The organism is Aquimarina sp. TRL1 (genome assembly GCF_013365535.1).
Classification (GTDB): Bacteria; Bacteroidota; Bacteroidia; order Flavobacteriales; family Flavobacteriaceae; genus Aquimarina; species Aquimarina hainanensis.
In genome coordinates this window covers 3,895,584-3,919,306 of record NZ_CP053590.1, presented here as the reverse complement: position 1 = coordinate 3,919,306, position 23,723 = coordinate 3,895,584, and the positions used below count along the sequence as shown (strand labels likewise).

Below are 23,723 nucleotides of genomic sequence, written 5' to 3'. Positions count from 1 at the left end.
GTATATTTTCATAAAAGAATATATATTTGCTATGAACTAGAGAATATCTATGATTACGACAAAAGAAATTACCTCAAAAGGAGATTTAACCACGTTTGTTAAATTTCCTTTTGAAATATACAAGAATTCCCCTTATTATGTTCCCCCAATCATAAAAGAAGAACTGGATGCCATTGACCCTTTAAAAAATCCTGTCTTCAAAAATGCCGTAGCTAAATATTTTTTAGCCTACAAAAACAATAAAGTTGTGGGACGTATTGCCGCAATTATCAACTGGATAGAAGTAAAAGAACAAAAAAAGAAAAAAGTTCGCTTTGGTTGGTTAGATATGATTGATGATATCGAAGTTACCAAAGCATTATTACAAGAAGTAATCAAATTTGGCGTAGAACATTCTCTGGAATTTATGGAAGGACCGGTTGGTTTTTCTAATATGGACAAGGCGGGAATTCTTATTAAAGGTTTTGAAGAACTCAATACCATGATCACCTGGTACAATCATCCTTATTATCGTACCCACCTAGAACAGTTAGGTTTTGAAGATGCTGCTACCTGGGTAGAATATCGCATAAAAGTCCCCACCAAAACAAAAGACAAGGTTGTTAAGTTTGCAGATATTATTAAGGATCGCTATAATCTAAAACTTATCACTTTCAAAAACAGTAAGGCAATTTTACCTTATGTAAATGAAATGTTTGATCTTTTAAACAAAACCTATAGCAGCCTACAAACCTTTGTCCCTATACAACAATATCAAATCGATATGTATAAGGAGAAATACATCCCATACATCAACCCTGATTTCATTACCTGTATTAGCGATGAAAAAGGAAAACTAATTGCATTCTCTATCGTTATGCCATCTTTCTCCAAGGCACTGAAAAAAATGAAAGGAAAAATGTTTCCTTTTGGCTTTTTACACATTCTTAAAGCACAACGAAAAAACAATACAGCAGCCTTTTATTTAATAGGAATTGATCCTGAATATCAAAACAAAGGAGTAACAGCACTCATCTTTAAGGAAATGAATGAAACCTTTATCAGAAAAGGGATTAAAATTGTAGAAACCAACCCTGAACTGGAGGAAAACAAAGCAATACAAGCATTGTGGAACGGCTATGAGCACGAACTACATAAAATGAGAAGAACCTATAAAAAAGCATTGTAAACAACCCCATAAAAGAAAGAAAGCAATAGTTCAACCCCTAGCACAATTGTCTGATCACTTTCTAAAAACAACCCCTTATTTAGATTACTGAATTCTTACGTCCCTTTCCCTATACGATAATATTAATTTTTAATACAGAAAAGAGACGAAATGAAAAAGTTTGTAATGTACAGTTCGGCAATCACATTGCTGGCATTAACCGCAATCACTACTGGAGCTTGCTCATCAGATGATGATATTCCAGCAACTCCGGTCGGAGATATCAGCCCCACTCTAGATTCCGATGGAGACGGAGTTGTTAATATTACTGAAATTAGTATAGGAACCGATCCTTATAACGGATGTGATTTCACCACGCAAGATCAAGATCGGGAGCTTATTGACGACGATTGGAAATCCGGTGATTGTGATAATGACGGATTAGAAAACGGTATTGAGCTTGATCTGGATATCGATCCTCTGGACAGGGATTCTGACGATGATGGAATTGATGATAAAAAAGAAATTGACTGGGAACTGGATCCCAATGATGAGGATTCTGATGATGACGGAATTCTTGATGGAGATGATGATTTTGATAACGACGGTACTCCCGATAGAGATGACGATCACGATGACCGTGATGACCGTGGAGAAAAACTCTAACCCCCTTCCCTGCTTTTAAAAATTCAAAAAACAATTGTACGAAATAAAAAAGGAGTTTACTTTATCAAGTAAACTCCTTTTTCTGTTTGGATTCAGCCTTTATAAAGACTGTTAATATTTATTCTCCCATTACAGAAATTAATTCCGCAGAGATTTTTCTATATGTTCCATTTTCCAGTGTTTCTCTAATAGCAGAGAAAGCTGCAAGAGTCTCATCTATATCCTCCTGTGTATGAGAAGCTGTAGGAATTAATCTTAATAAAATTAATCCTTTAGGGATTACCGGATACACTACAATAGAACAGAAAATCCCATAATTTTCTCTAAGATCTTTTACCAATGCCATTGCTTCAGGAATACTTCCTTTTAAGTATACCGGAGTTACACAACTCTGAGTAGTTCCTAAGTCAAACCCTCTTTCTCTCAATCCGTTTTGCAACGCATTGACATTCTCCCAAAGTTTATTTTTAAGTTCTGGCATTGTTCTGATCATATCCAGTCTTTTTAATGCTCCAACCACCAATTGCATCTGCAATGATTTAGCAAACATCTGAGATCGTAGGTTGTACTTCAAAAAGTTAATAATTTCCTGATCAGCAGCAATAAAAGCTCCAGTACTAGCCATAGATTTTGCAAAAGTAGCAAAATACACATCTATTCCATCCTGAACTCCTTGTTCTTCTCCTGTTCCAGCTCCTGTCTTCCCTAAGGTTCCAAATCCATGTGCATCATCTACAAACAATCTGAAATTGAACTTTTCTTTTAGGGCTACAATTTCTTTTAGCTTTCCTTGCTCTCCACGCATCCCAAAAACTCCTTCAGAGATCAATAGTATTCCCCCTCCGGTTTTTTCAGCCATTTTGGTAGCTCTCATCAGATTTTTCTCAATACTAGCCATATCATTATGTCTATAGGTATATCGCTGTCCCTGATGAAGTCTAACCCCATCTATAATACACGCATGTGCATCTACATCATATACGATAATATCATCTTTGGTAACCAAAGCATCAATGGTAGAAACCATTCCTTGGTATCCAAAGTTTAATAAATATGCTGCCTCTTTATTGACAAAAGCAGCCAATTCATCCTGTAATTGCTCATGAAGGTCAGTATGCCCACTCATCATTCTTGCTCCCATAGGATATGCAGATCCATAGGCCGCTGCTGCCTCTGCGTCAACTTTTCTCACCTCTTCTTTATTTGCTAATCCGAGATAATCATTGATACTCCATGTTACTACTTCCCTTCCCTGAAACTTCATTCTATTAGATATGGGTCCTTCTAACTTAGGAAAAACAAAATATCCTTCTGCTTGATCTGCCCATTTCCCTAATGGTCCTTTATCTTTGTATATCTTATCAAATAAATCTTTCATTTATCAAAAAATTGACTTTATTAAGATTGCGAAAATACATAAAATCGAGTTCATGACATAATATTATCTCCATTGAGTTTCATTATATCCAAAATTGTCATTATTATTTTCTACTATACTCTTACGAAAGAGCAAACAATTCTTATTTACTAGTATTCTTATATTATTAAAATAATTCTCAAAAAAAATAAGCACTATAAGATACATCCTTATAATGCTTTATTTTCTATATCAGTTTATACCGTTAGCTACTTAACAAACTGAACTTTTATATCTTCTAATTCGTGATTACTATCTGAAAAACCTTGTTCCATCATCCAATCATCACTAAAAACTTTACTCATATACCTGGATCCGTGATCTGGTAATATTACAACAATATTGCTATCTTCTGTAAATTCACCTAATGCTGCAAATTGCTTTATTCCCTGAACAGCAGCACCACTAGTATATCCTAAGAACAATCCTTCTTTTCTAACCAGTTCTCTTGCTGTATGAGCACTATCTTCATCACTTACTTTTTCGAACTGATCAATTACATCAAAATCAGTTGCCGTAGGAATCAGGTTTTTCCCTAATCCTTCTATTCGGTATGGATAAATTTCTTTATCGTCAAACTCTCTGGTTTCATGATATTTCTTCAGAACAGATCCATACGCATCTATTCCTAAAATCCTTATATCACTATTTTGTTCTTTTAAATATTTTGCTGTTCCTGAGATAGTTCCTCCGGTTCCACAGCAAGCTACTAAATGTGTAATTTTACCATTTGTTTGGTTCCATATTTCAGGACCTGTAGAATTGTAGTGCGCATCAATATTTAATTGATTAAAATACTGATTTATATACACTGATCCTTTGATCTCTTCATGTAATCGTCTGGCTACTTGATAATAGGATCTAGGATCATCCGCACTAACATGAGCTGGACAAACATATACTTTGGCCCCCATATTTTTTAGCATCGCTATTTTATCCTTAGATGACTTGGAGCTAACTGCCAGAATACACTCATATCCTTTTATTACACTCACCATTGCCAAACTGAAACCAGTATTTCCACTGGTTGTTTCAATAATGGTATCTCCCGGCTTAAGGATTCCCTGACGTTCTGCTTCTTCTATAATGTAAAGTGCGATTCTGTCTTTTGTGGAATGTCCCGGGTTAAAGGATTCTATTTTAGCATAAAAATTCCCAGGAAAGTCTTCTACTATTCTGTTAAGTTTAACAAGTGGGGTGTCACCTATAAGCTCCAGAACATTGTTATACGCTTGTATGTCTTCTCTCATAAGGTAGTGTTTAACGCCTTTTTATTTTTTCAAAACGTTACAAAAACTTCACGAAGTTACGTTATTTTTTTTAATTACTTATTTATCCCTTCTAAATCTAATAAAAATGCATATTCTTCCGCCACATCTTTTAGCGCTTCAAATCTTCCTGAAGCCCCACCATGACCTGCATCCATATCCGTATGCAGTAATAAAACATTTTTATCAGTTTTTAATTCTCTTAATTTGGCTACCCATTTTGCAGGTTCCCAATATTGTACTTGCGAGTCATGAAATCCTGTTGTCACTAATACATTTGGATACTCTTTTGCCGCTACATTATCATATGGCGAATACGATTTCATATACTCATAATATTCTTTTTCGTTAGGATTCCCCCATTCATCATATTCTCCGGTAGTTAAAGGAATCGAATCATCAAGCATTGTTGTTACCACATCTACAAATGGAACCGCTGCTACAACTCCATTATACAATTCTGGTGCCAAATTCATCACTGCTCCCATCAATAATCCTCCAGCTGAACCTCCCATTGCATATAAATGTTCTGGAGTAGTATATCCTTCTGCTATTAAAAACTTAGAACAATCAATAAAATCTGTAAAAGTGTTCTTCTTTTTTAGCAATTTCCCGTCTTCATACCAGTTTCTTCCTAAATATTCGCTCCCTCTTATATGAGCTATTGCAAAAATAAACCCTCTATCCAATAAACTTAATCTAACTGTAGAGAAGTAAGGGTCAATCGTTGATCCGTACGAACCATATCCATATTGCAATACTGGATTCTTTCCATTTTTTTGTATTCCTTTTCTATAAACTAAGGACATTGGAATTTTAGTTCCATCAGCTGCTGTCGCCCAGATTCTTTCTGAAACATAATTTTCTTTATCAAATCCTCCTCCGAGAACTTCCTGTTCTTTCTTGACTTCTTTCTCCTTAGTTTCCATATCGAAATCGATAACGGAATTTGGAGTTGTCAATGCATTATAGGAATATCTCAATACTTGTGTATCAAAGTCAGGATTGGTACCTATGTATGCTGTATAAGTCTCATTGTCAAACGGCAGGTAATAATCAGCCTTGCCATCCCATCTTTTTATATTGATTTTATTAAGACCATTATCTCTTTCTGTAATAACCAGATAATCTTTAAAAATTTCGATATCTTCTAATAAGACATTTTCTCTATGAGGAATTACATCCACCCAATTTTCTTTTGCTGTTTCTTTTTCCGAAACTTTCATCAATTTAAAATTAGTGGCATTGTCTTTATTTGTCAACACATAAAACTCATCTCCATAATGTGCAATCGAATATTCGAGTCCTCGTGTTCTTTCCTGAAAAACCTTAAATTCTTCCAGAGGCGCATCTGCCTTTACGATACGGCACTCTGTCGTCATAGTACTATTAGAACCTATAATGATATACTTATCTGACTTTGTCTTGTACACATAAGTATTAAAAGTATCATCATCTTCACTATACACAACTACATCTTCTGATGCTGGTGTTCCCAGGATATGTCTGTAAATTTTATGTGATCTAAGTGTCTTGGGATCTTTCTTAGTATAAAACAATGTTTTATTATCTGCTGCCCAGGTACTGGATCCGGTAGAAGCATCAATCGCTTCTGGATACAACTCCCCCGTTTTCAGGTTTTTTATACGAATAGTGTAATTTCTTCTACTTACTGTATCAACACCAAAAGCTACTAAAGAATTATCGGGACTTACATTCAGGCCTTTCATATTAAAATAACTATGACCTTCTGCTTCTTTATTACAATCAAACAGCAATTCTTCTTTGGCATCCAGACGCTCCTCTTTTCTTAGGTAAATAGGATAATCTTTATTTTTTTCGAATTTGGTTATATACCAGTATCCGTTATATTTATATGGTACTGAAGCATCCTCCTCCTTAATTCTTGCTTTCATTTCTTCAAAAAGATTTTTCTGAAAATCTTTTGTATGAGCCGTCATCTTATCATTATAATCGTTCTCTCTTTCAAGATAATCGATCACTTCAGGGTTTTCTCTTTCTTTTAACCAGAAATAATTATCCAAGCGTCGGTCCCCATGTTTTTTATGATATGTTTCTTTTTTTTCAGCAATTGGTGGTTGATGCACTTCTGTCTCCAATGTCTTCTTTGAATTAGTATTACACGAAGCTCCAAAAATAAGTGATAATAGGAACATAACCTTCAGACTTTTCATAATATTATTTTAGTTTATTAACAAGCAAAGTACTAATTTTGTTCTTAACTAATTCTTAAAAGACATATAAATGTTTGGAGACATGATGGGAATGATGGGTAAATTAAAAGAAGCCCAGCAAAAGGTTGAAGACACCAAAAAAAGACTTGATACTGTTTTGCTAGACGAGACAAGTTCTGATCAATTACTAAAAGTAACTATCACTGCTAATCGCACAATAAAAGACATTAGCATTAGTGATGAATTATTAGAGGACAAGGAGCAATTAGAAGACTACCTAACCTTAACAATCAATAAGGCAATTACCCGAGCCTCTCAGGTTCATGAAACAGAGTTGGCTGCAGCAGCTAAAGAAGGAATGCCTAATATTCCAGGAATGGATATGTTTAAGTAATATTATTTTCTTTATATAACAAAAAAACGGAAGCTTAAAAGCTTCCGTTTTTTTGTTCGTTAGTCTCTATTTGATTAATTATTGATTAATCTAAATTCTGTTCTTCTGTTTACTGCATGCTGACGTTCTGTACAAGAAACTCCATCTGCACATCTATTCTTCAATCTGTTCTCTCCATATCCATTTGCTACCAAACGGCTCGTATTAATTCCTTTTGTTATCAGGTAATCAACTACCGCTTTTGCTCTTCTGTCAGAAAGATCTTTGTTACTAGCTTTACTACCTCTGGAGTCTGTATGAGAAGCGATTTCCATTTTAGTTCCCGGGTTGTTTGCCAATACCGGCATTAATCTGGTATCAATAATATTTTTAGCTTGTGCCGTTAATGTTGCGCTTCCTAAGTTCCAGTTGATTGGTAACGCAGAATACTCCACTAAAGAACATTCTACTTCTCTCCAGGTAGTCAATCCTCCTTTTTTAGAAACAACCTCTTTTTTCACCGTCTTATAAGTGGCTGGCACAACAATTTCTTCTGAATATGCATCTTTTACCAATACCGTTTTCTTTACTGTAGAGTATTGTGCTGGAATTTCTTTTTCTACAACTCTAGCTGGTTCAGAAACCACTCTTTTAGTATATGTTGCTGTTTGCTCAGATATAGGCGATTTCTGCACATTTGCATTACTTGCTAATGTCTTGGTAGGAATTGTTGTAAACTCTGCCGGGTATCCTTTATAACACCAGTAACGACAATCATCAGGATTAGAAGAAGCACAATCAGGTGCAGGCGCTCCTAATTCCCATTGTGCATATGCAGGTTTAATTTCTACTGTTTCAGACCCATTTCCTAATTTTGCAGGAATAACTTTTAATGTAGAAGCTCCCTGTTTCTTTACATAAGTAACCGTTTCTGTTTTGTATTTAGCAGGAATAACAGTTAATACTTTAGATGCTTCTTTGACTAAAACTTTCTCAGTAACAACTTCATAAGTTGCTGGATACGATTTTAATTTTTTATACTCAGGAGTTACCATCACTTGTACATCTTGATTTTCATACACATCTGGAGTAGTACAGCGAACATAACATTTCCCTGGTTCCGGATTTTGGGGTAAATCTTGAGCTTTAAGCCCTGTACCTAAAATTAAAAAAGACACTAGTAAAGCGATTTTTTTCATAGTCGATTATTTATGTGGTTATTACTTGTTGATTTTTAAAGGTACAAAATTAAATACATGAAAAACAGGACTTCCAACTCTTAGTTTAAAAAAAAGACGCTTTTCGACCACTTGTTCTTTTTTTCGACAAAAGGCAATCCAGAAGGTTTTTGAGATCAGAATATATTTTTCATTTTCCTTTTAATTCCATATTTTTATCAAATTCATCATTAGTAATAACTAAAATTTGACACTATGTTTGAACTTAAAAATAAGGAAGGATCACAATATCATTTTACACTCAAAGCAAAAAACGGACAGGTGATATTAAGTAGTGAAGTTTACAACAGCAAAGCTGCTGCTCAAAATGGAATTGCTTCTGTTCAGAAAAATGCTTCACAGGATAATCGATATGAACGAAAAACAGCTAAGGATGGAAGATTCTTCTTTAACTTAAAAGCTTCTAATGGCCAGGTAATCGGTAGTAGTCAGATGTATACCTCAGAATCCGGTATGGAAAACGGAATTAATTCTGTAAAACAAAATGCTGTTGATGCACAAATCAATGAAATTTAATTTTTTTTAAGTGTTTATAAAAACATTAGAAATTTATTTGTCTGGACATCCCTTACGATATATAATTTCTAATGTTTTTACTTTTTCAAAAGCTTCAGCACATAGTTGTGCTGCTCTTGTGTATAATCTAAGTGAGTAACAAATCGCAACTTCCCTTCTCCCATCCCATAAAAAAGGACTCCTTTTGCCTCCATATCTGCAATAAATTTTTGTGCGTCTCCTTTTATTTTAAAAATAACAATATTAGTATCCACTGGGGCTACTTCTGAGACAAATGAAGCTTTTTTGAGGGTTTCTTCCAATTCTTTTGCTTTCTTATGATCTTCGGCTAATCGATCGATATGATGTTCCAAAGCATATAAACCTGCTGCTGCCATATACCCTACTTGTCGCATTCCTCCTCCAAGTACTTTTCGAACCCTTATCGCCTCTTTCATAATAACCGAATCTCCTAATAAAACAGATCCTATCGGTGCACCTAAACCTTTACTCAAACAAACAGAAATCGTATCAAATACAGCTCCGTATTGAAGCGGGCGCTCCTTTTTTTCTACCAATGCATTCCATATTCGGGCTCCATCCAGATGATACCCCAATCTATGTGTTCTGCAAACCTCTTTTATCCTTTCTATTTCTGAAAAATCATAACACGCCCCTCCTCCCTTGTTTGTTGTATTTTCGATACACACTAAACTTGTTTTAGGACTGTGATAAAAATCCGGAGGATTTATAGCTTCCTGTACTTGATCATATGTGATCCTTCCTCGTTCTCCAACCAGTAGCTTACAGGAAACACCACTATTAAAGGACACTCCTCCTCCTTCATAGTTATAAACATGCGCATAATGATCCGCTATTAATTGTTCCCCGGGATTGGTATGCAATTTAATTGCTGCCTGATTCGCCATGCTCCCAGAAGGGAAAAACAACGCTTCTTCTTTACCAAACATGGTGGCGAGTTTTTCCTCCAATGCATTCACACTTGGATCTTCTTTATACACATCATCCCCTACTGCTGCACACATCATCGCTTCTAACATCTCTGGAGTAGGTTTGGTTACCGTATCACTTCTAAGGTCTACTTTCATTTCTTTTACAACTATACATTTTAATTAATACATGCAAGAATCACTTCCTATAGGAGAGCCATCCGGAATTTTTGGAGCAGAAATCACTTTAAAACCTTCCGGCTTTTTCATAAAGTCCCGAATTTGTTTTTCATAATATTGATCATACATTCGCTGAGCTCCCTGAGCTGTACTTTTTTTAAGCATATCCATAATCGAAATAAGTTTAGCCTGTGCTATTGCATTCACCTGAGGATATACTTCTTTATGCACACTTAAATTCTTTAAATATTTCAGCAAGTTCCGTTTTACAACCTCCTGAATTTCCTGATAGTACCCATCTTTTTGTTTCTTTTTAAAAACCTCGGCAATCAATTCATCCATAACCTCTGACAATCCTAACTGAGAAGAATCCATTCCTTTTTGTAGCACTAATCTCGAAGCCCTCTGAGGGTGGAGTAATAATGACAAGCTCATATCACTGGCCGTCTCTGCTACACTAATCGGATCGAAACTCACTCCTGTTTTCCCTTTAAATGATTCTCTTGTTCGCCAATACCCATAAGCTCTCGGAGGAAATAGCTTTAATTTATCTTGTGGAATTGCCAGTGTTTCCGGCAATATTGTTTTTATCAATGTATTAAGTGCTACTCGTTGTTCCACATTAGAAACTACCGAAGTAATATGTTGCTCATCTCCTTTCACAGCATAATTATAAGACAATCCTCCTATCAACTTTACTGCTGCTTCTGTTTGATACCTGTGAAAAAAGTACAAAGGAACAAATACATCTTCCAAAACAGTATAGGGTTCTCCGCTTCTGATATTATCTTTAGAAAAATGTGCAATCGCAGTATTACGTACTTCAAGTACCCTTTTTAACTCTTCTGAAGCACTTGCGCCGTTATCCCACAAATGTGCTCCGGCATGTGCCCCTCCAGGGGGTCTCGCATCACTATCTGAGATAAATCGATGCCCTTCCTGATATGCTTTATCCAAAATTGCATTCAACGCTTTTTTCTCCTCTATTCCAGCTTCAAATTGAGAATAACTGTATGCCACAGTCACTTTATCCCAGTCTCCTATTCCTACAGCGTATGCATTCGACAGGTCAATCTGCCCATCTTTGAGTGTAATAAGCGGATGCGGATAATCCATAACAGAAGCTCTATTATGCATACTTGCTGCAAAATTATGTGCAAACCCAATAGTATGCCCCACCTCATGAGCTGATAATTGACGTATACGACTTAGCGCCATTTCCAACATCTCATTATAATTATCATCTCTTTGCTCGAAAGGTTTGTTCAACAATGCCTGGGCTATTAAGAAATCTTGCCGTATTCGCAAGCTTCCCAAGCTTACATGACCCTTTATAATCTCTCCTGTTCGGGGGTCCACAACACTTGCCCCATAACTCCAACCTCTCGTCGAGCGATGCACCCATTGAATAACATTATACCGTACATCCATCGGATCTGCATCTGCAGGTAACATTTTTACCTGAAAAGCATTTTTAAACCCAATAGCCTCAAATGCTTCACCCCACCATTTTGCTCCATCCAGTAAGGCCGATTTTACAGGCTCTGGCACTCCCGGATCCAAATAATATATAATAGGTTCTTTTGCCTCACTTATTGACTGTGCAGGGTCTTTCTTTTCCAAACGATGTCGTGTCACAAACCTTTTTACGATTGGCTCTTGTACAGGAGTAGCATAATCCAGATACGATATAGAAATTGCTCCACTTCTAGGATCAAAAACTCTTTTTTTATACCCTTTATCTGGCAAAGCTACAAAAGAATGATGCTGTACCAAACTAAAAGAACGAGCATCCGAAGCCACAGACCGAACTTGATGCCCTTTTGGTGTTCCTTTAAAAGTAACCAATGCTTCAAATTCTACATTATTAGGGAACGCCTTGGTTCTTTCTAACTGAATAGCACTCCGGCTCTTATCAATCGAATACACCCCGTCTTTACGCCTTTTTAACAACCCGATAACCCCATTAACATCTTCTAATAGAAAAGATGTGATATCAATTATATACGTATTCCCTTTTGTTTCTTTAATCGGAAAACCATGTAAGACAGAACTGGCAAAAGCTTGCCCCACACTCTTTTTTTCTAACTCATTGGAAGTAATCGCCCTGTATTTCAGATTTGGCTGAACTAATAACAATTTATTTCCGGCTTTCTGAAACTTAACCACAACCCCATTTCCTATTTTTCCTCTATCCAAACCTACATCATTAGACCCTAATCCCGAAGCAAGAGAATACACATACAAAAACTCTGTATCCAGTTGATCCACTGCTAAAAATATCTTATCCTCCTCCTGACTGTAATAAAAATCAAAAAAACCTTTATAAGAAGACATATTTTTTTGTTTTTCTAAAAATTGCCCATGTGATAACAATCCTATCAATAAAAACAAGAAAAAGTTATATTTTTTAAAAAAAGAAGCCTTCATAATGTTAAAATTTTATAAAAGCCTAAAACTATAAAATTATATCAAATTTGTTTCTTGCTGAATTGTTAAATCTTATTTTTGCCAAAAAAGTAAACGATTATGATCAATACTGAGACGATATTAGATCTTAGAAAGCGCCTGGTTGCGTTAAGGAGGTATCTTTGACATTGATGCCAAACTTATAGAAATAACTAACGAAGAAGAAAAAACCTTTGCTCCCGATTTCTGGAATGATGCACAGGAGGCAGAAAAGATAATGAAAGCCTTAAATGCAGAAAAAAAGTGGGTAGCAGATTATGACAAAGCAGTCTCTTTGGTAGATGATTTAGAAGTTCTCTTCGAATTTCATAAAGAAGGAGAAAGTAGCGAGCAGGAAGTAATGGATCGCTATAATGAATCTATTACTGTTATTGAGGATTTGGAATTTAAAAACATGTTGAGTGATGAAGGTGATAATATGGGTGCCGTATTACAAATTACAGCTGGAGCCGGAGGAACGGAAAGTTGTGATTGGGCAAGCATGCTTATGCGAATGTACTTAATGTGGGCAGAAAAACAAGGATACAAAGTAAAAGAACTCAATTATCAAGAAGGAGATGTTGCAGGAATTAAGACAGTCACCTTAGAAATTGAAGGCGAGTATGCTTTTGGATGGCTCAAGGGTGAAAATGGTGTACACCGCCTTGTCAGAATTTCTCCTTTTGACAGCAATGCTAAGCGTCATACTTCCTTTGCTTCCATCTATGTTTATCCACTTGCAGATGATAGTATCGAAGTAGCCATTAACCCTTCTGAATACGAAATCATCACCTCTAGATCCAGTGGAGCCGGAGGACAAAATGTAAACAAAGTAGAAACGAAAGTGCAATTAACTCACTTCCCTACAGGAATTCAGATTTCTTGTTCAGATTCCAGGTCACAGCATGACAATAGAGAAAAAGCTTTACAAATGCTAAAATCACAACTGTTTGAAATCGAATTAAAAAAACGCCAAGCGCAACGTGATGAGATAGAAGCCTCTAAAATGAAAATCGAATGGGGATCTCAAATTCGCAATTATGTAATGCACCCCTATAAATTGGTTAAAGATGTTAGAACCAGTGAAGAAACCGGAAATGTAGATGCTGTAATGGATGGTAATATTAACCCATTTTTAAAAGCATATCTAATGATGATGGGACAGCGAAACGATGAATAACACAACCGTATAATAATTATGACAACAATATATCACAATCCCAGATGCAGTAAATCCAGACAGACGCTGGCTATTGTAGAAGAAAGCACAAAAGAAGTGAACATTATCAAATATTTAGACACTCCTCCTACAATAGAAGAATTATCTGAAATCATTTCTCTTTTGGGTATAAAACCAATCGAGCTCATTCGAAAAAATGAGGCTATCTGGAAAGAAAATTTCAAAGGAAATGAATACAGTGATCAGGAGCTTATAGAAATTATGAGTCAACATCCAAAGCTCATTGAGCGTCCTATTGTAATCAACAATAATAAGGCTGTTATAGGCAGACCTCCTGAAAATGTAAAAAATATTCTTTAAAAGAAGAATATATCATACTATCTAAAAGAGTTGTTTTCTCAGGAAAGTAACTCTTTTTTACTGCTTACAAATTCATTTCGCTATTCATTAAGTAATTTATATTCACTTTTAGTGGGCTTCTTATACTTGCGACGTATTACTAAAACACTATATATGAAAAAAATTACTTGGCTCACATTACTGATAATTTGCTTTATTGATTTTTCCAGAGCACAAGATCAAACCCAACAGCTGACCAATATTCAAAAGGGGAACTATCTTTCTTACCTAACAACCCGAAATTCTTCAGGAAAGTACGAAGGGGGTCTCAGAGACTTAACATATCGAATTACCAGTATTAAAGACTATAGGATTTTCCCTGAACACAAAGAAGTTTATATGATACGCGGTGGGGATCCTGATCGACCAGACAAAGATAAAGAACTTATGTTTCTTCCTGATAATGAAGCATACCCTATCACATACATAGAAAAGGTTTTTGAAGGAAATAAATCAATGCAAGAGGAGCTCGGTTTTGCTCCCAGAATTAATCCTTATACAGACGGAAACAGACTGGTTTTTCTGGACCAAAAAATCTATATGATTGAAAACTGGAAAGATAAAGATAACTACACCCTCCTGGCCGTACTGGAATATCAACCCAAAAAAGTGAGTAAATTTAAGTTAATGAAAGAGACGATGAAGTCTCCCAAAAAGATGAATGCGTTACAGCCCCATGAGAAACTTCAGCAGTATCTGGATACCGCTTTTAAAAAACAAAAAGAGCACTATGCTACATGGATTAAAAAAGCAGAAAATGCTAACAAAGTAGCACACACTAAATCAGTACTTGATCTCACCCTCAAGGCTATCAAAAAGAAAAATGAAGACTGGAGAAACTCTGCAGAATACAAACGTATTAAGGAGCGAAATCAAATGGCAAAAAGTCATGCTCAAAACAGCTATGCAATTGTTATCAACCAAACCGGACAAGATATCTACCTCTATGCAGAAGGCTCCAATAACGGTTCTGTTATAAGAAATGGAAGTAGTGTTTCTACTATAGATTGCACTAAAAATCAATATTATACCTTTAGCGCAGGAATGTCATCCAGAGAAGGAACTAAAATCATAACCGCTAACCAATCATGTGGTTTACAAGTCATCGTTAAGTAACAATCATCGTTATTTAAAAATAAAAAAGCTCAGGAATTCCTGAGCTTTTTTATTTTTAAATATGTCAAAACTATTATTCACATATTTTTTTATATTGTGTATGAGTATCCTTAACCCACTCATAAGAAGTATTCGAATTCATGTACGTTTCTGCCTTCTCTATATCATCTACCTGCACACATTGTAGTTCAGGGTTATCACTGGTATCTAATGATTGAAGTACTTCATTATTTCCATTATTAATATTCAAAAATGTCAGTTTATTTTCGGAAACATTCAGATAATTAATCTTGGTAAGATGAGATATATTTACAGATGTCAGTTCATTACCTGCTAAAAAGAGATGTTCTACATGTTTACTCAATGGAATTGATAACTCCTGAAGCCCACTAAAGCCACATGACAATTCTCTTAGTGCTTCACTATTTACTTCTAGCTTCACTAAGTTATTTTGAAATAGTTTTATGCTTTCTATCTTTTGATTCTTACTTAAATCGATAGCCGTCATCCCATTTTTTTCTGCCTGAATATCTTTTAAGTGCAGATTCTTAGAAAGATTTAGTACCGCAATTTGATTATTATCAATATTCAACCTTTCTAGATTTTTAAAATATTTAATCTCATCCAAACTGTTAAGTCCTTTATCTTTCAAGTTTAATTCCCTAACTGCTTCTGCTTCTATCAACGAAATTTCTCCATCATTATTAAAATCTACATCACTATCTAGGTTAACTCCATTTAATGAAACAACTTTTTCAAAACGAAGCACTTCTTTGAATGTTTCATTTGTAAAGACAATGATTTCAGAACGATTGCAATCAGTAGCATACAATGTAATTGTATCTTTTTTCCAACTGATATTCGTATCTGCATAGATAACATCTGGCACTCCAATACATTCCAACTCATTATTTACAACATTAAGATTTTGCAAAAGTTCAATTTTGTCAATATTCAAAAGTAACCGCGACAATCGGTTATTAGCTACTGATAACGAAACTACTTTTTCATGAGCATTAATATCTAATGTTATCAGCTTATTATTATCCAATTCAATAGTATGAAGTTTTTGATTCCAAAAGAAATCTACTTCAACTAACTGATTATTCTGTAACGATACCTTTTCTAAATTAGGAAGTTTTTTAGTATCGACAGATCTAAGAGCATTCTCATCAGCTACCAACTCTCTTATTTCTAAATTTGTTAATGCTAACGTTTCTAAATCATGCCCACTTACATCCAGAGTAAATAAGTTTTCAAAATATTCAATTCCTTTTAGGGATGTTAATTTTTCATCTCCCCCTTGCAAATCACTTCTCTTAAGAATCATATTAAAAACTGCATCCGCTTCTGTTTTTTGAATTTTTCCATCTTTATTTTGATCCAGACTTGCATCTCCTTTTCCATCAGAATCCGTATCAATCACCAATTCATTTAATAATATGTTTTCCAGGATAGGGTTTTCTAGCGTGATAACTGTATCCAAAAAGCTTTCTTCTTGCACATCATTCTCTGATGAGCATCCAAAAATCATCATAACTAAAATAAATACAACACTAATTTTACCTCTTGTCATTTTTTCTATATTAATTCGTATTAAAAACCAATAAATCAATAGATTAATACATCTATTTCTTTTTTTTGCAAAAAAAATAATTTTAAACCATTTTAAAAAAAACATCATATACATTTTTCTTATGATAAGTATAAATTATTACTATTGTACTTTTTTAATCCTTCTTCTGACAAGAATAAACACACAAACAAATGAATACCAATAAATTACCTAAAACCCCCTTCCCTATTAACAATACTTTAACTTTTAAACAATTAATCCTTTAAACAATTAATTGGTCTTAGATCTTATGTGCTACAGCCCTACTACACATTAAAAGTTTATATTAAAATAGATCAAATGAAAAAAACTACATTAGTAATTCTTTTTTGCCTTTTATCCCTCTTTACTTTTTCGCAAAGAAAAGAGGTCTCTATCAGCGGTACTGTAATTGACAAAGACTCTTCCATTCCTCTGGAATATGCCACCATTTCATTTTATAGCCCCAAACAAAAAAAGGTAATTACAGGAGGAATAACTGATCAACAAGGAAGGTTCTCCATTAGCATTCCAGTAGGTCTTTACGATATTCGGATAGAATTTATTTCATTTGAAACCAAACGATTCAATAAAAGAAAGCTTTTTTCAGATGTAGATCTGGGAACGATCGCATTAGCATTAAACACTGAATCTCTTGATGATGTCCTTGTTGTTGCAGAAAAAACAACGGTAGACATTAAACTAGACAAAAAAATATATAATGTAGGAAAAGATCTAACAGTTAGCGGAGGAACGGTTAGTGATGTTCTGGACAATGTACCTTCTATTTCTGTTGATGTAGAAGGAAATGTCGCATTGCGAGGAAATGACAATGTACGCATCTTAATCAACGGAAAACCTTCGGGTTTAGTAGGATTAAACAGTACCGATGCTTTGAGACAACTCCCTGCCGAGTCTATTGAACGGGTAGAGGTAATCACCTCCCCTTCTGCCAGGTATGATGCTGAAGGAACTGCAGGTATCGTCAATGTTATTTTAAAAAGAAGTAAACTTCAAGGACTAAACGGAGCCATAACAACCACAACCGGATATCCTTTTCTTGCTGGAGTATCAGGAAACATCAATTACAGAACAGGAAATTTCAACTTATTTACGACCTCTGGATACACATATAGAGAATCTCCCGGAAATTCTTTTTTAGAAACGCACTATTTTAATTCAGAGACTCCAGATACCTTTCTTGAAGAAGACCGCACATTCGATAGAATTCGAAAAGGGGTAAATGTCAACACAGGAGTAGAATGGTATATCAACGACAGTTCTTCATTAACCGCTTCTTTTCTTTATCGATCCAGTGCTAATGATAATAATACAACAAATATAACTACTCAAAAAGATATAAATGGAGCCCCTATCAGTAGCTTTACCCGTTTTAACCCCGAAAAGGAAGATGATAAAACCAGACAATATTCATTAAATTACACAAAGGACTTTGGTGAATCCAATCACAAACTAACAGTTGATTTTCAAATAGAAAACAGCGAAGAAACAGAATTATCCCATATCACCCAGGATAACATTTCGGTAATTGAAATGGTGGATACACAAGAACAGCAAGATCGTATTTTATTACAAGCAGATTATGTTATTCCTCTGAACGAACAACAACAAATAGAAATCGGATATCGGGGAAATTTTAATGATTTAGCTACAAACAATCTCGTAGAAAAAGATAGCTTAGGTACTATTATTAAAGATGAAGGACTTTCTAACATACTACATTATGGAGAATCAGTAAATGCTGTATACGGACAATTTGGAGGAAAAACACAAAAGTTGTCATACTTAATGGGATTAAGAATGGAAGGAACCAGAATCACTATAGACCAACAAACCAGTAATGATTTCTCCAGGAAAAACTACATAGATTTTTTTCCGACAGTTAATTTGGGATACAGCATATCAGAAAACGAAACCATAACACTCGGTTACAACAGGAGAATCCGACGTCCCCGATCTCGTTTTATCAATCCATTCCCTTCCAGATCAAGTGCTACCAGTCTTTTTCAGGGAAATCCAGACTTAGATCCTAGCTACTCCAATGCTTTTGACCTGGGATACATTAACAAAATAGGAAAACTTACATTGCAATCCTCCATCTATTACAATCGGGCTACTCAGGTATTTACATTTATACGAGAAGATACTGGGGAAACCATCGTCATCAAAGAAAATGATACTGATCCGGGAGTCGAAGTTCCTATAACAAGATTAAACCCTATCAATTTATCTCGTTCTGACCGGTATGGAGCTGAATTCACCATCACATATAGCCCTAATAGAAAATGGCGCATTAATGGAAACTTCAATGCTTTTGCCAACAGTATCAGAGGGTCACACAATGAAGAATCATTTGATGAAGATACGTTTAGCTGGTTTGCCCGTGTAAGTAATAAACTCACACTTCCCTATAAAATCAATTGGCAAACCACTATGATGTATAGAGGACCTAATGAGAATGCTCAGAACGAATACAAGAGTATGTTCAGTGCCAACACAGCTTTCAGTAAAGATATATTCAAAGAAAGAGCTTCTTTGACCTTAAGTGTTAATGACATATTCAATTCTCGAAAAAGAATGAGTATCACTACTACGGATACTTTTAGAACAGATAGTGAATTCCAATGGAGAGAACGAAGTTTTGTCCTTGCATTCACTTATAGGTTTAATCAGAAAAAGAAAAGACAAAGATCTCGGAATACTTTTGACAATGAAGGGGGAGAAGGTTTTGGCACCCCATAAACCTCTGTTATCACCCCATTAAGAACTAAAAAAGGAGCTATTCAAATAGCTCCTTTTTAATAGTATATATCAAAATATATTATGCCTGCTCTCTTGCTTTTTTCTTAGCCTCTCTTCTTAGCTTAAAGTTTTCTAAGTTAGCTCCTATAATCCAATAAGGTACTACAAAAGTTAATAAAAATATCAATAACCAGAATCCTATGGTAAGAATCGTTAAAAATGCTAAAAAACCAAGATATTGATCAAATTCAAACATAACAATTTATTAATTTTCAATTTTGAGCAAAGATAGCAACTCTATCCTATATCTCATAATATAAACTGCAATTATTTAAAAAATAAAAAAAGCCCTTCAGGAAGCGTTAAAAATTGAGCGTTTATGCTAAAATAGTGGCTCAAATTCTTAAATTTGCCTTCCTAAAAATTCAAATCATCGTACTATGGAATTTAGAATAGAAAAAGACACCATGGGTGAAGTAAAAGTACCAGCTGATAAATTATGGGGAGCACAAACAGAGCGTTCCAGAAATAATTTTAAGATTGGTGCTCCAGCCACTATGCCATTAGAAATCGTATATGGTTTTGCTTACCTAAAAAAAGCGGCTGCTTATACGAATTGTGAATTAGGTGCTTTACCTATCGAAAAAAGAGAGCTTATCTCTCAGGTATGTGATGAAATCCTAGAAGGTAAACACGATGATCAATTCCCGTTAGTTATCTGGCAAACAGGGTCCGGTACCCAAAGTAATATGAATGTTAATGAGGTGATCGCTAACAGAGCACATCAATTAGCAGGAAAAACGATAGGAGAAGGAGAAAAAACCCTACAACCAAATGACGATGTAAACAAATCACAGTCATCAAACGATACATTCCCTACCGGAATGCATATCGCAGCGTATAAAAAAATTGTAGAAACGACAATTCCTGGAATTACTAAACTAAGAGACACTCTTAAAAAGAAGTCGGAAGATTTCAAAAATGTTGTTAAAATCGGGAGAACGCATTTTATGGATGCCACTCCACTAACGATAGGACAAGAGTTCTCCGGATATGTTTCTCAGTTAGATCACGGATTAAAAGCGCTGGAAAATACCTTGCCACATTTAGCTGAATTGGCATTGGGAGGAACAGCAGTAGGAACCGGACTGAATACTCCTAAAGGATACGCAAAACGAGTTTCTGAATTTATCGCTCAGTTTACCGGACTTCCTTTTATTACTGCCGAAAATAAATTTGAAGCATTGGCGGCACATGATGCATTTGTAGAAACACATGGAGCGCTAAAACAACTAGCGGTTTCATTAAACAAAATAGGAAATGATATCCGTATGCTTGCATCAGGACCTAGAAGTGGTATCGGAGAATTAATCATCCCTGCAAATGAGCCTGGAAGTTCTATCATGCCTGGTAAGGTAAACCCTACGCAATGTGAGGCACTAACTATGGTATGTGCTCAAGTAATGGGTAATGATGTAGCGATCAACGTAGGAGGAATGCAAGGACATTTCGAATTAAATGTATTCAAACCTGTAATGGCTGCTAATTTACTACAGAGTGCTCAGCTTATAGGAGATGCTTGTGTATCATTCGATACGCACTGCGCACAAGGTATTGAACCTAATCACAAAAGAATTACCGAACTATTAAACAGTTCATTAATGCTTGTAACAGCATTGAATACCAAAATAGGTTACTATAAAGCTGCAGAAATTGCCAATACCGCTCATCAGAACGGAACCACATTAAAAGAAGAAGCTATCGCACTTGGACATGTAACTGAACAAGAATTCGAAGATTGGGTAAAACCAGAAGATATGGTAGGTAGTCTTAAATAAAGACTTCAATACTACTAAAAACAAAACCTCCTGCATTATTGATAATACAGGAGGTCTTTTTGATATGAGATTTATTGTATTTTGATTTGAAAAATCTGGGCCGGAATAAACATTTTTATATGTATAACTGATAACAATCCTTCCATAAAACGAGTAATATCCTTTTCCTAAAAAAAATGTACTCTATTCAATTTACAGAAGCACAGACTTCTAAAAATTAACCACTAACTTCCTAACCCAGACATCACAAAAACTATCCTATTTTTGTTATTGCCAGTTATTTACCCTTCATAAAGCTTTTGTTATTCTATCCAATGTCCAATGGATCTAGAAAGCCTATCTATTAATTTACACTAAAACTCTACTCAGGATAAAAGCCTGGCAAATCTATCTCTGAAACAGGTTAAAAGTAAGTAATACAGAATTTAAACCATAATAAAAAGAAAGAAACAGAATATTTAACCTACATTTACGTTTTAATAGAATTAAATTCTATTAAAAGGAATTTTAGACATCATTTATAGAAAAATAATATTCTCACACATGGACAAAATTGACAAATCTATACTACTACTCCTACAAAAAAATGGCAAAATTACCATAAAGGAGATCGCTGAACGATTAAACCTTACCACTACTCCTATATTCGAAAGAGTAAAAAAACTGGAACGCGATGGGTTTATAAAAAACTATAAAGCAATTCTGGATAGAAAAAAAGCCGGCTTGCAATTAATGGTTTTTTGCAATGTCACTCTAAACCTTCATCAAACCGATTACCTCAAAAAATTTGAAAAAGATATTCTTCAATTTCCAGAAGTTGTAGAATGTTATCACGTAGCCGGTATGTTTGACTATCTAATCAAGATATATGCTCAAAACATGGAACAATACCAGGATTTTTTATCAAACAAGTTAGCTTCTCTGGAAAATATTTCCAAGGTACAAAGCTCTTTTGTTATGACAGAGGTCAAAGATTTTTCTTTCTTACCGATTCCTTAAGCAGTATCATAAGATTATCATTCTACCCCTAAAGCTTGTTCGATATCCCAGATAATATCATCACTATTTTCTACCCCTATCGAAAGACGAACTAGCTTCTCTGTGATGTTTATTTGTCTTCTGTGTTCAGGATCTACTCCTGCATGTGTCATCGTCATTGGATGCTGAGCCAAACTTTCTGTACTCCCCAAACTAACCGCCAATTTTATTAATTTTAAGCGATTTAAAAACGTAAACGCTTCTTTCTCCCCTCCTTTAATATCAAAAGAAAGCATTGCCCCAGGGGCACTACATTGCTTTTTATAAACAGCATATGCTTTCTCTTCTTTTTCCAAAAGTCCTAAGTAATATACCTTTTCTACTTTTGGATGCTCCTTCAGGAACGCTGCGATTCGACTTGCGTTTTTTGTCTGTTGATCCATCCGAACCTTTAATGTCTCCAAACTTCTCAATAACAGCCATGCCGTATGCGGGCTTACCATATTCCCTAAAAAAGTACGTAGAACTTTGACCCTGCCTATCAGCTCGCTATTACCTAAAACAGCCCCCGCAATTAAATCACTATGCCCTCCTATATATTTAGTCGCCGAATACACCACTAAATCTGCTCCACATTGTAGAGGATGCTGCCAAAGCGGTCCCATATAAGTGTTATCTACTCCTATCAATACTTTTTTATCTCCTGTACTATAGCGTTTAGCTAGCTCACTGAATCCCTCTATATCAAACAACTGATTTGTCGGATTTGCAGGAGTTTCTAAAAAAAACATAGCTAACCGGTCTTTCTTTCCACTAGTCTCTATTAAAGCCGCAACTTCTTCTATACTTTGATTAGGCATCACCCCAATAGTATGCACTCCTATTTTTGATAAAAAATGATTGATAAAATGATCCGTACCTCCATACAATGGATTACTATACACCAACAAATCTCCCGGATTTAAAAACTCTAACAAACAAGTACTTATCGCTGACATTCCACTCTCGAAAACAGCACAATCATCCGACTGATCCCACAAGCATAAGCGATTTTCCAGTATCTCTAGATTAGGGTTATTAATCCTGCTATATATCAATCCTAATTCTTCTTTTGGTTTTTTTTGCCGAAGCCCATAAGCCAATTCAAAAAATGCTTTTCCTTCTTCCGCAGTTTCAAAAACAAATGTGGAAGTTTGAAAAATAGGACACTTAATAGCACCTTCAGAAAGCTCTGGCTTATACCCATAAGTCATCATCAGACTTTCCGGATTTAAATCTTTTCGTTTCATAAATGAATTATTCCTTTATTTTTAACAAATTATCTACGTAAATGTAACCAAAAGACAAATAAATCTAAATTTATATCAAAAAATAGATTTATTTTATTTAAAAATGAAAATAATAGATTATTTTTCTTTATACCGTTTTTTCAACACTCGAATTTAGAAAAATAAACTTCTCAAAATTGCTGACAGACA

The 23,723-nt window shown here is 35.0% G+C and carries 19 protein-coding genes; 10 read left to right on the top strand and 9 right to left on the bottom strand.

The features are described from left to right. The first annotated feature begins 49 nt into the window (after positions 1 to 49). Complete coding sequence (locus HN014_RS16040; protein WP_176029865.1) at positions 50 to 1,168, top strand: GTP cyclohydrolase; 1,119 nt, start codon at positions 50 to 52, stop codon at positions 1,166 to 1,168. A gap of 150 nt (positions 1,169 to 1,318) precedes the next feature. Further along, positions 1,319 to 1,813, top strand: coding sequence for a hypothetical protein (locus HN014_RS16035; protein WP_176029864.1), 495 nt, complete (start codon positions 1,319 to 1,321; stop codon positions 1,811 to 1,813). A gap of 118 nt (positions 1,814 to 1,931) precedes the next feature. Here HN014_RS16035 and HN014_RS16030 read toward each other — a convergent pair whose 3' ends face one another. From HN014_RS16030 to HN014_RS16020, 3 genes are all read right to left on the bottom strand, one after another. Next, positions 1,932 to 3,191, bottom strand: a complete 1,260-nt coding sequence (locus tag HN014_RS16030) for an aminotransferase class I/II-fold pyridoxal phosphate-dependent enzyme (protein WP_176029863.1) — start codon at positions 3,189 to 3,191, stop codon at positions 1,932 to 1,934. Positions 3,192 to 3,439: 248 nt separating this feature from the next. Next, entirely contained in the window at positions 3,440 to 4,480 is a 1,041-nt protein-coding gene (locus HN014_RS16025) for a PLP-dependent cysteine synthase family protein (protein ID WP_176029862.1), read from the bottom strand. 74 nt (positions 4,481 to 4,554) lie between these two features. Next, positions 4,555 to 6,693, bottom strand: a complete 2,139-nt coding sequence (locus tag HN014_RS16020; protein WP_176029861.1) for a S9 family peptidase — start codon at positions 6,691 to 6,693, stop codon at positions 4,555 to 4,557. A 70-nt stretch (positions 6,694 to 6,763) separates the two neighbouring features. On the opposite strand from HN014_RS16020, the gene HN014_RS16015 reads away from it, so the two are divergent. Continuing rightward, the gene (locus tag HN014_RS16015; protein WP_176029860.1) at positions 6,764 to 7,087 is read left to right on the top strand and encodes a YbaB/EbfC family nucleoid-associated protein; all 324 of its coding nucleotides are present in this window, start codon (positions 6,764 to 6,766) and stop codon (positions 7,085 to 7,087) included. 74 nt (positions 7,088 to 7,161) lie between these two features. On the opposite strand, the gene HN014_RS16010 is transcribed toward HN014_RS16015, so the two are convergent. After that, positions 7,162 to 8,265, bottom strand: a complete 1,104-nt coding sequence (locus HN014_RS16010) for an OmpA family protein (RefSeq protein WP_176029859.1) — start codon at positions 8,263 to 8,265, stop codon at positions 7,162 to 7,164. Between the two features lie 234 nt (positions 8,266 to 8,499). Between HN014_RS16010 and HN014_RS16005 the strand changes: the two genes are divergently transcribed. Then, on the top strand, positions 8,500 to 8,820 hold the full coding sequence (locus HN014_RS16005; protein WP_176029858.1) for a YegP family protein: 321 nt from the start codon (positions 8,500 to 8,502) through the stop codon (positions 8,818 to 8,820). Positions 8,821 to 8,897: 77 nt separating this feature from the next. Here the strand turns inward: HN014_RS16005 and HN014_RS16000 are convergent, their stop codons facing one another. Together HN014_RS16000 and HN014_RS15995 are read right to left on the bottom strand one after the other, a co-directional pair. After that, positions 8,898 to 9,908 carry a low specificity L-threonine aldolase gene (locus tag HN014_RS16000; RefSeq protein ID WP_176029857.1) on the bottom strand — a complete coding sequence of 337 codons (1,011 nt, stop codon included), beginning with the start codon at positions 9,906 to 9,908 and terminating at the stop codon, positions 8,898 to 8,900. 24 nt (positions 9,909 to 9,932) lie between these two features. Beyond that, positions 9,933 to 12,266 (bottom strand): zinc-dependent metalloprotease, encoded by a 2,334-nt coding sequence (locus HN014_RS15995; protein ID WP_254884022.1) that lies wholly within the window; start codon positions 12,264 to 12,266, stop codon positions 9,933 to 9,935. A 192-nt stretch (positions 12,267 to 12,458) separates the two neighbouring features. Between HN014_RS15995 and prfB the strand changes: the two genes are divergently transcribed. The 3 genes from prfB to HN014_RS15980 all read left to right on the top strand — a co-directional run bounded on the left by prfB (position 12,459) and on the right by HN014_RS15980 (position 15,072). Next, a protein-coding gene (gene prfB, locus HN014_RS15990) for a peptide chain release factor 2 (RefSeq protein WP_176029855.1) occupies positions 12,459 to 13,557 on the top strand; the annotation gives its coding sequence in 2 pieces (ribosomal slippage) (positions 12,459 to 12,521 and positions 12,523 to 13,557; 1,098 coding nt in all). 18 nt (positions 13,558 to 13,575) lie between these two features. Then, entirely contained in the window at positions 13,576 to 13,917 is a 342-nt protein-coding gene (arsC, locus tag HN014_RS15985; RefSeq protein ID WP_176029854.1) for an arsenate reductase (glutaredoxin), read from the top strand. Between the two features lie 153 nt (positions 13,918 to 14,070). Beyond that, positions 14,071 to 15,072, top strand: coding sequence for a hypothetical protein (locus tag HN014_RS15980; RefSeq protein ID WP_176029853.1), 1,002 nt, complete (start codon positions 14,071 to 14,073; stop codon positions 15,070 to 15,072). Between the two features lie 73 nt (positions 15,073 to 15,145). Here the strand turns inward: HN014_RS15980 and HN014_RS15975 are convergent, their stop codons facing one another. Then, positions 15,146 to 16,648, bottom strand: coding sequence for a hypothetical protein (locus HN014_RS15975; protein ID WP_176029852.1), 1,503 nt, complete (start codon positions 16,646 to 16,648; stop codon positions 15,146 to 15,148). Between the two features lie 339 nt (positions 16,649 to 16,987). Here HN014_RS15975 and HN014_RS15970 point away from each other — a divergent pair, with 339 nt between their 5' ends. Next, positions 16,988 to 19,429 (top strand): outer membrane beta-barrel family protein, encoded by a 2,442-nt coding sequence (locus HN014_RS15970; RefSeq protein ID WP_176029851.1) that lies wholly within the window; start codon positions 16,988 to 16,990, stop codon positions 19,427 to 19,429. 79 nt (positions 19,430 to 19,508) lie between these two features. Here HN014_RS15970 and HN014_RS15965 read toward each other — a convergent pair whose 3' ends face one another. Beyond that, the gene (locus tag HN014_RS15965) at positions 19,509 to 19,685 is read right to left on the bottom strand and encodes a hypothetical protein (protein WP_176029850.1); all 177 of its coding nucleotides are present in this window, start codon (positions 19,683 to 19,685) and stop codon (positions 19,509 to 19,511) included. A 184-nt stretch (positions 19,686 to 19,869) separates the two neighbouring features. Here HN014_RS15965 and fumC point away from each other — a divergent pair, with 184 nt between their 5' ends. Together fumC and HN014_RS15955 are read left to right on the top strand one after the other, a co-directional pair. Then, a complete protein-coding gene (fumC, locus tag HN014_RS15960; RefSeq protein WP_176029849.1) occupies positions 19,870 to 21,267 on the top strand; it encodes a class II fumarate hydratase in 1,398 nt (465 codons plus the stop codon). Between the two features lie 543 nt (positions 21,268 to 21,810). Next, positions 21,811 to 22,266, top strand: coding sequence for an Lrp/AsnC family transcriptional regulator (locus HN014_RS15955; protein WP_176029848.1), 456 nt, complete (start codon positions 21,811 to 21,813; stop codon positions 22,264 to 22,266). Between the two features lie 17 nt (positions 22,267 to 22,283). Here HN014_RS15955 and HN014_RS15950 read toward each other — a convergent pair whose 3' ends face one another. Then, the gene (locus tag HN014_RS15950; RefSeq protein ID WP_176029847.1) at positions 22,284 to 23,534 is read right to left on the bottom strand and encodes a cystathionine gamma-synthase family protein; all 1,251 of its coding nucleotides are present in this window, start codon (positions 23,532 to 23,534) and stop codon (positions 22,284 to 22,286) included. Positions 23,535 to 23,723 lie beyond the last annotated feature (189 nt).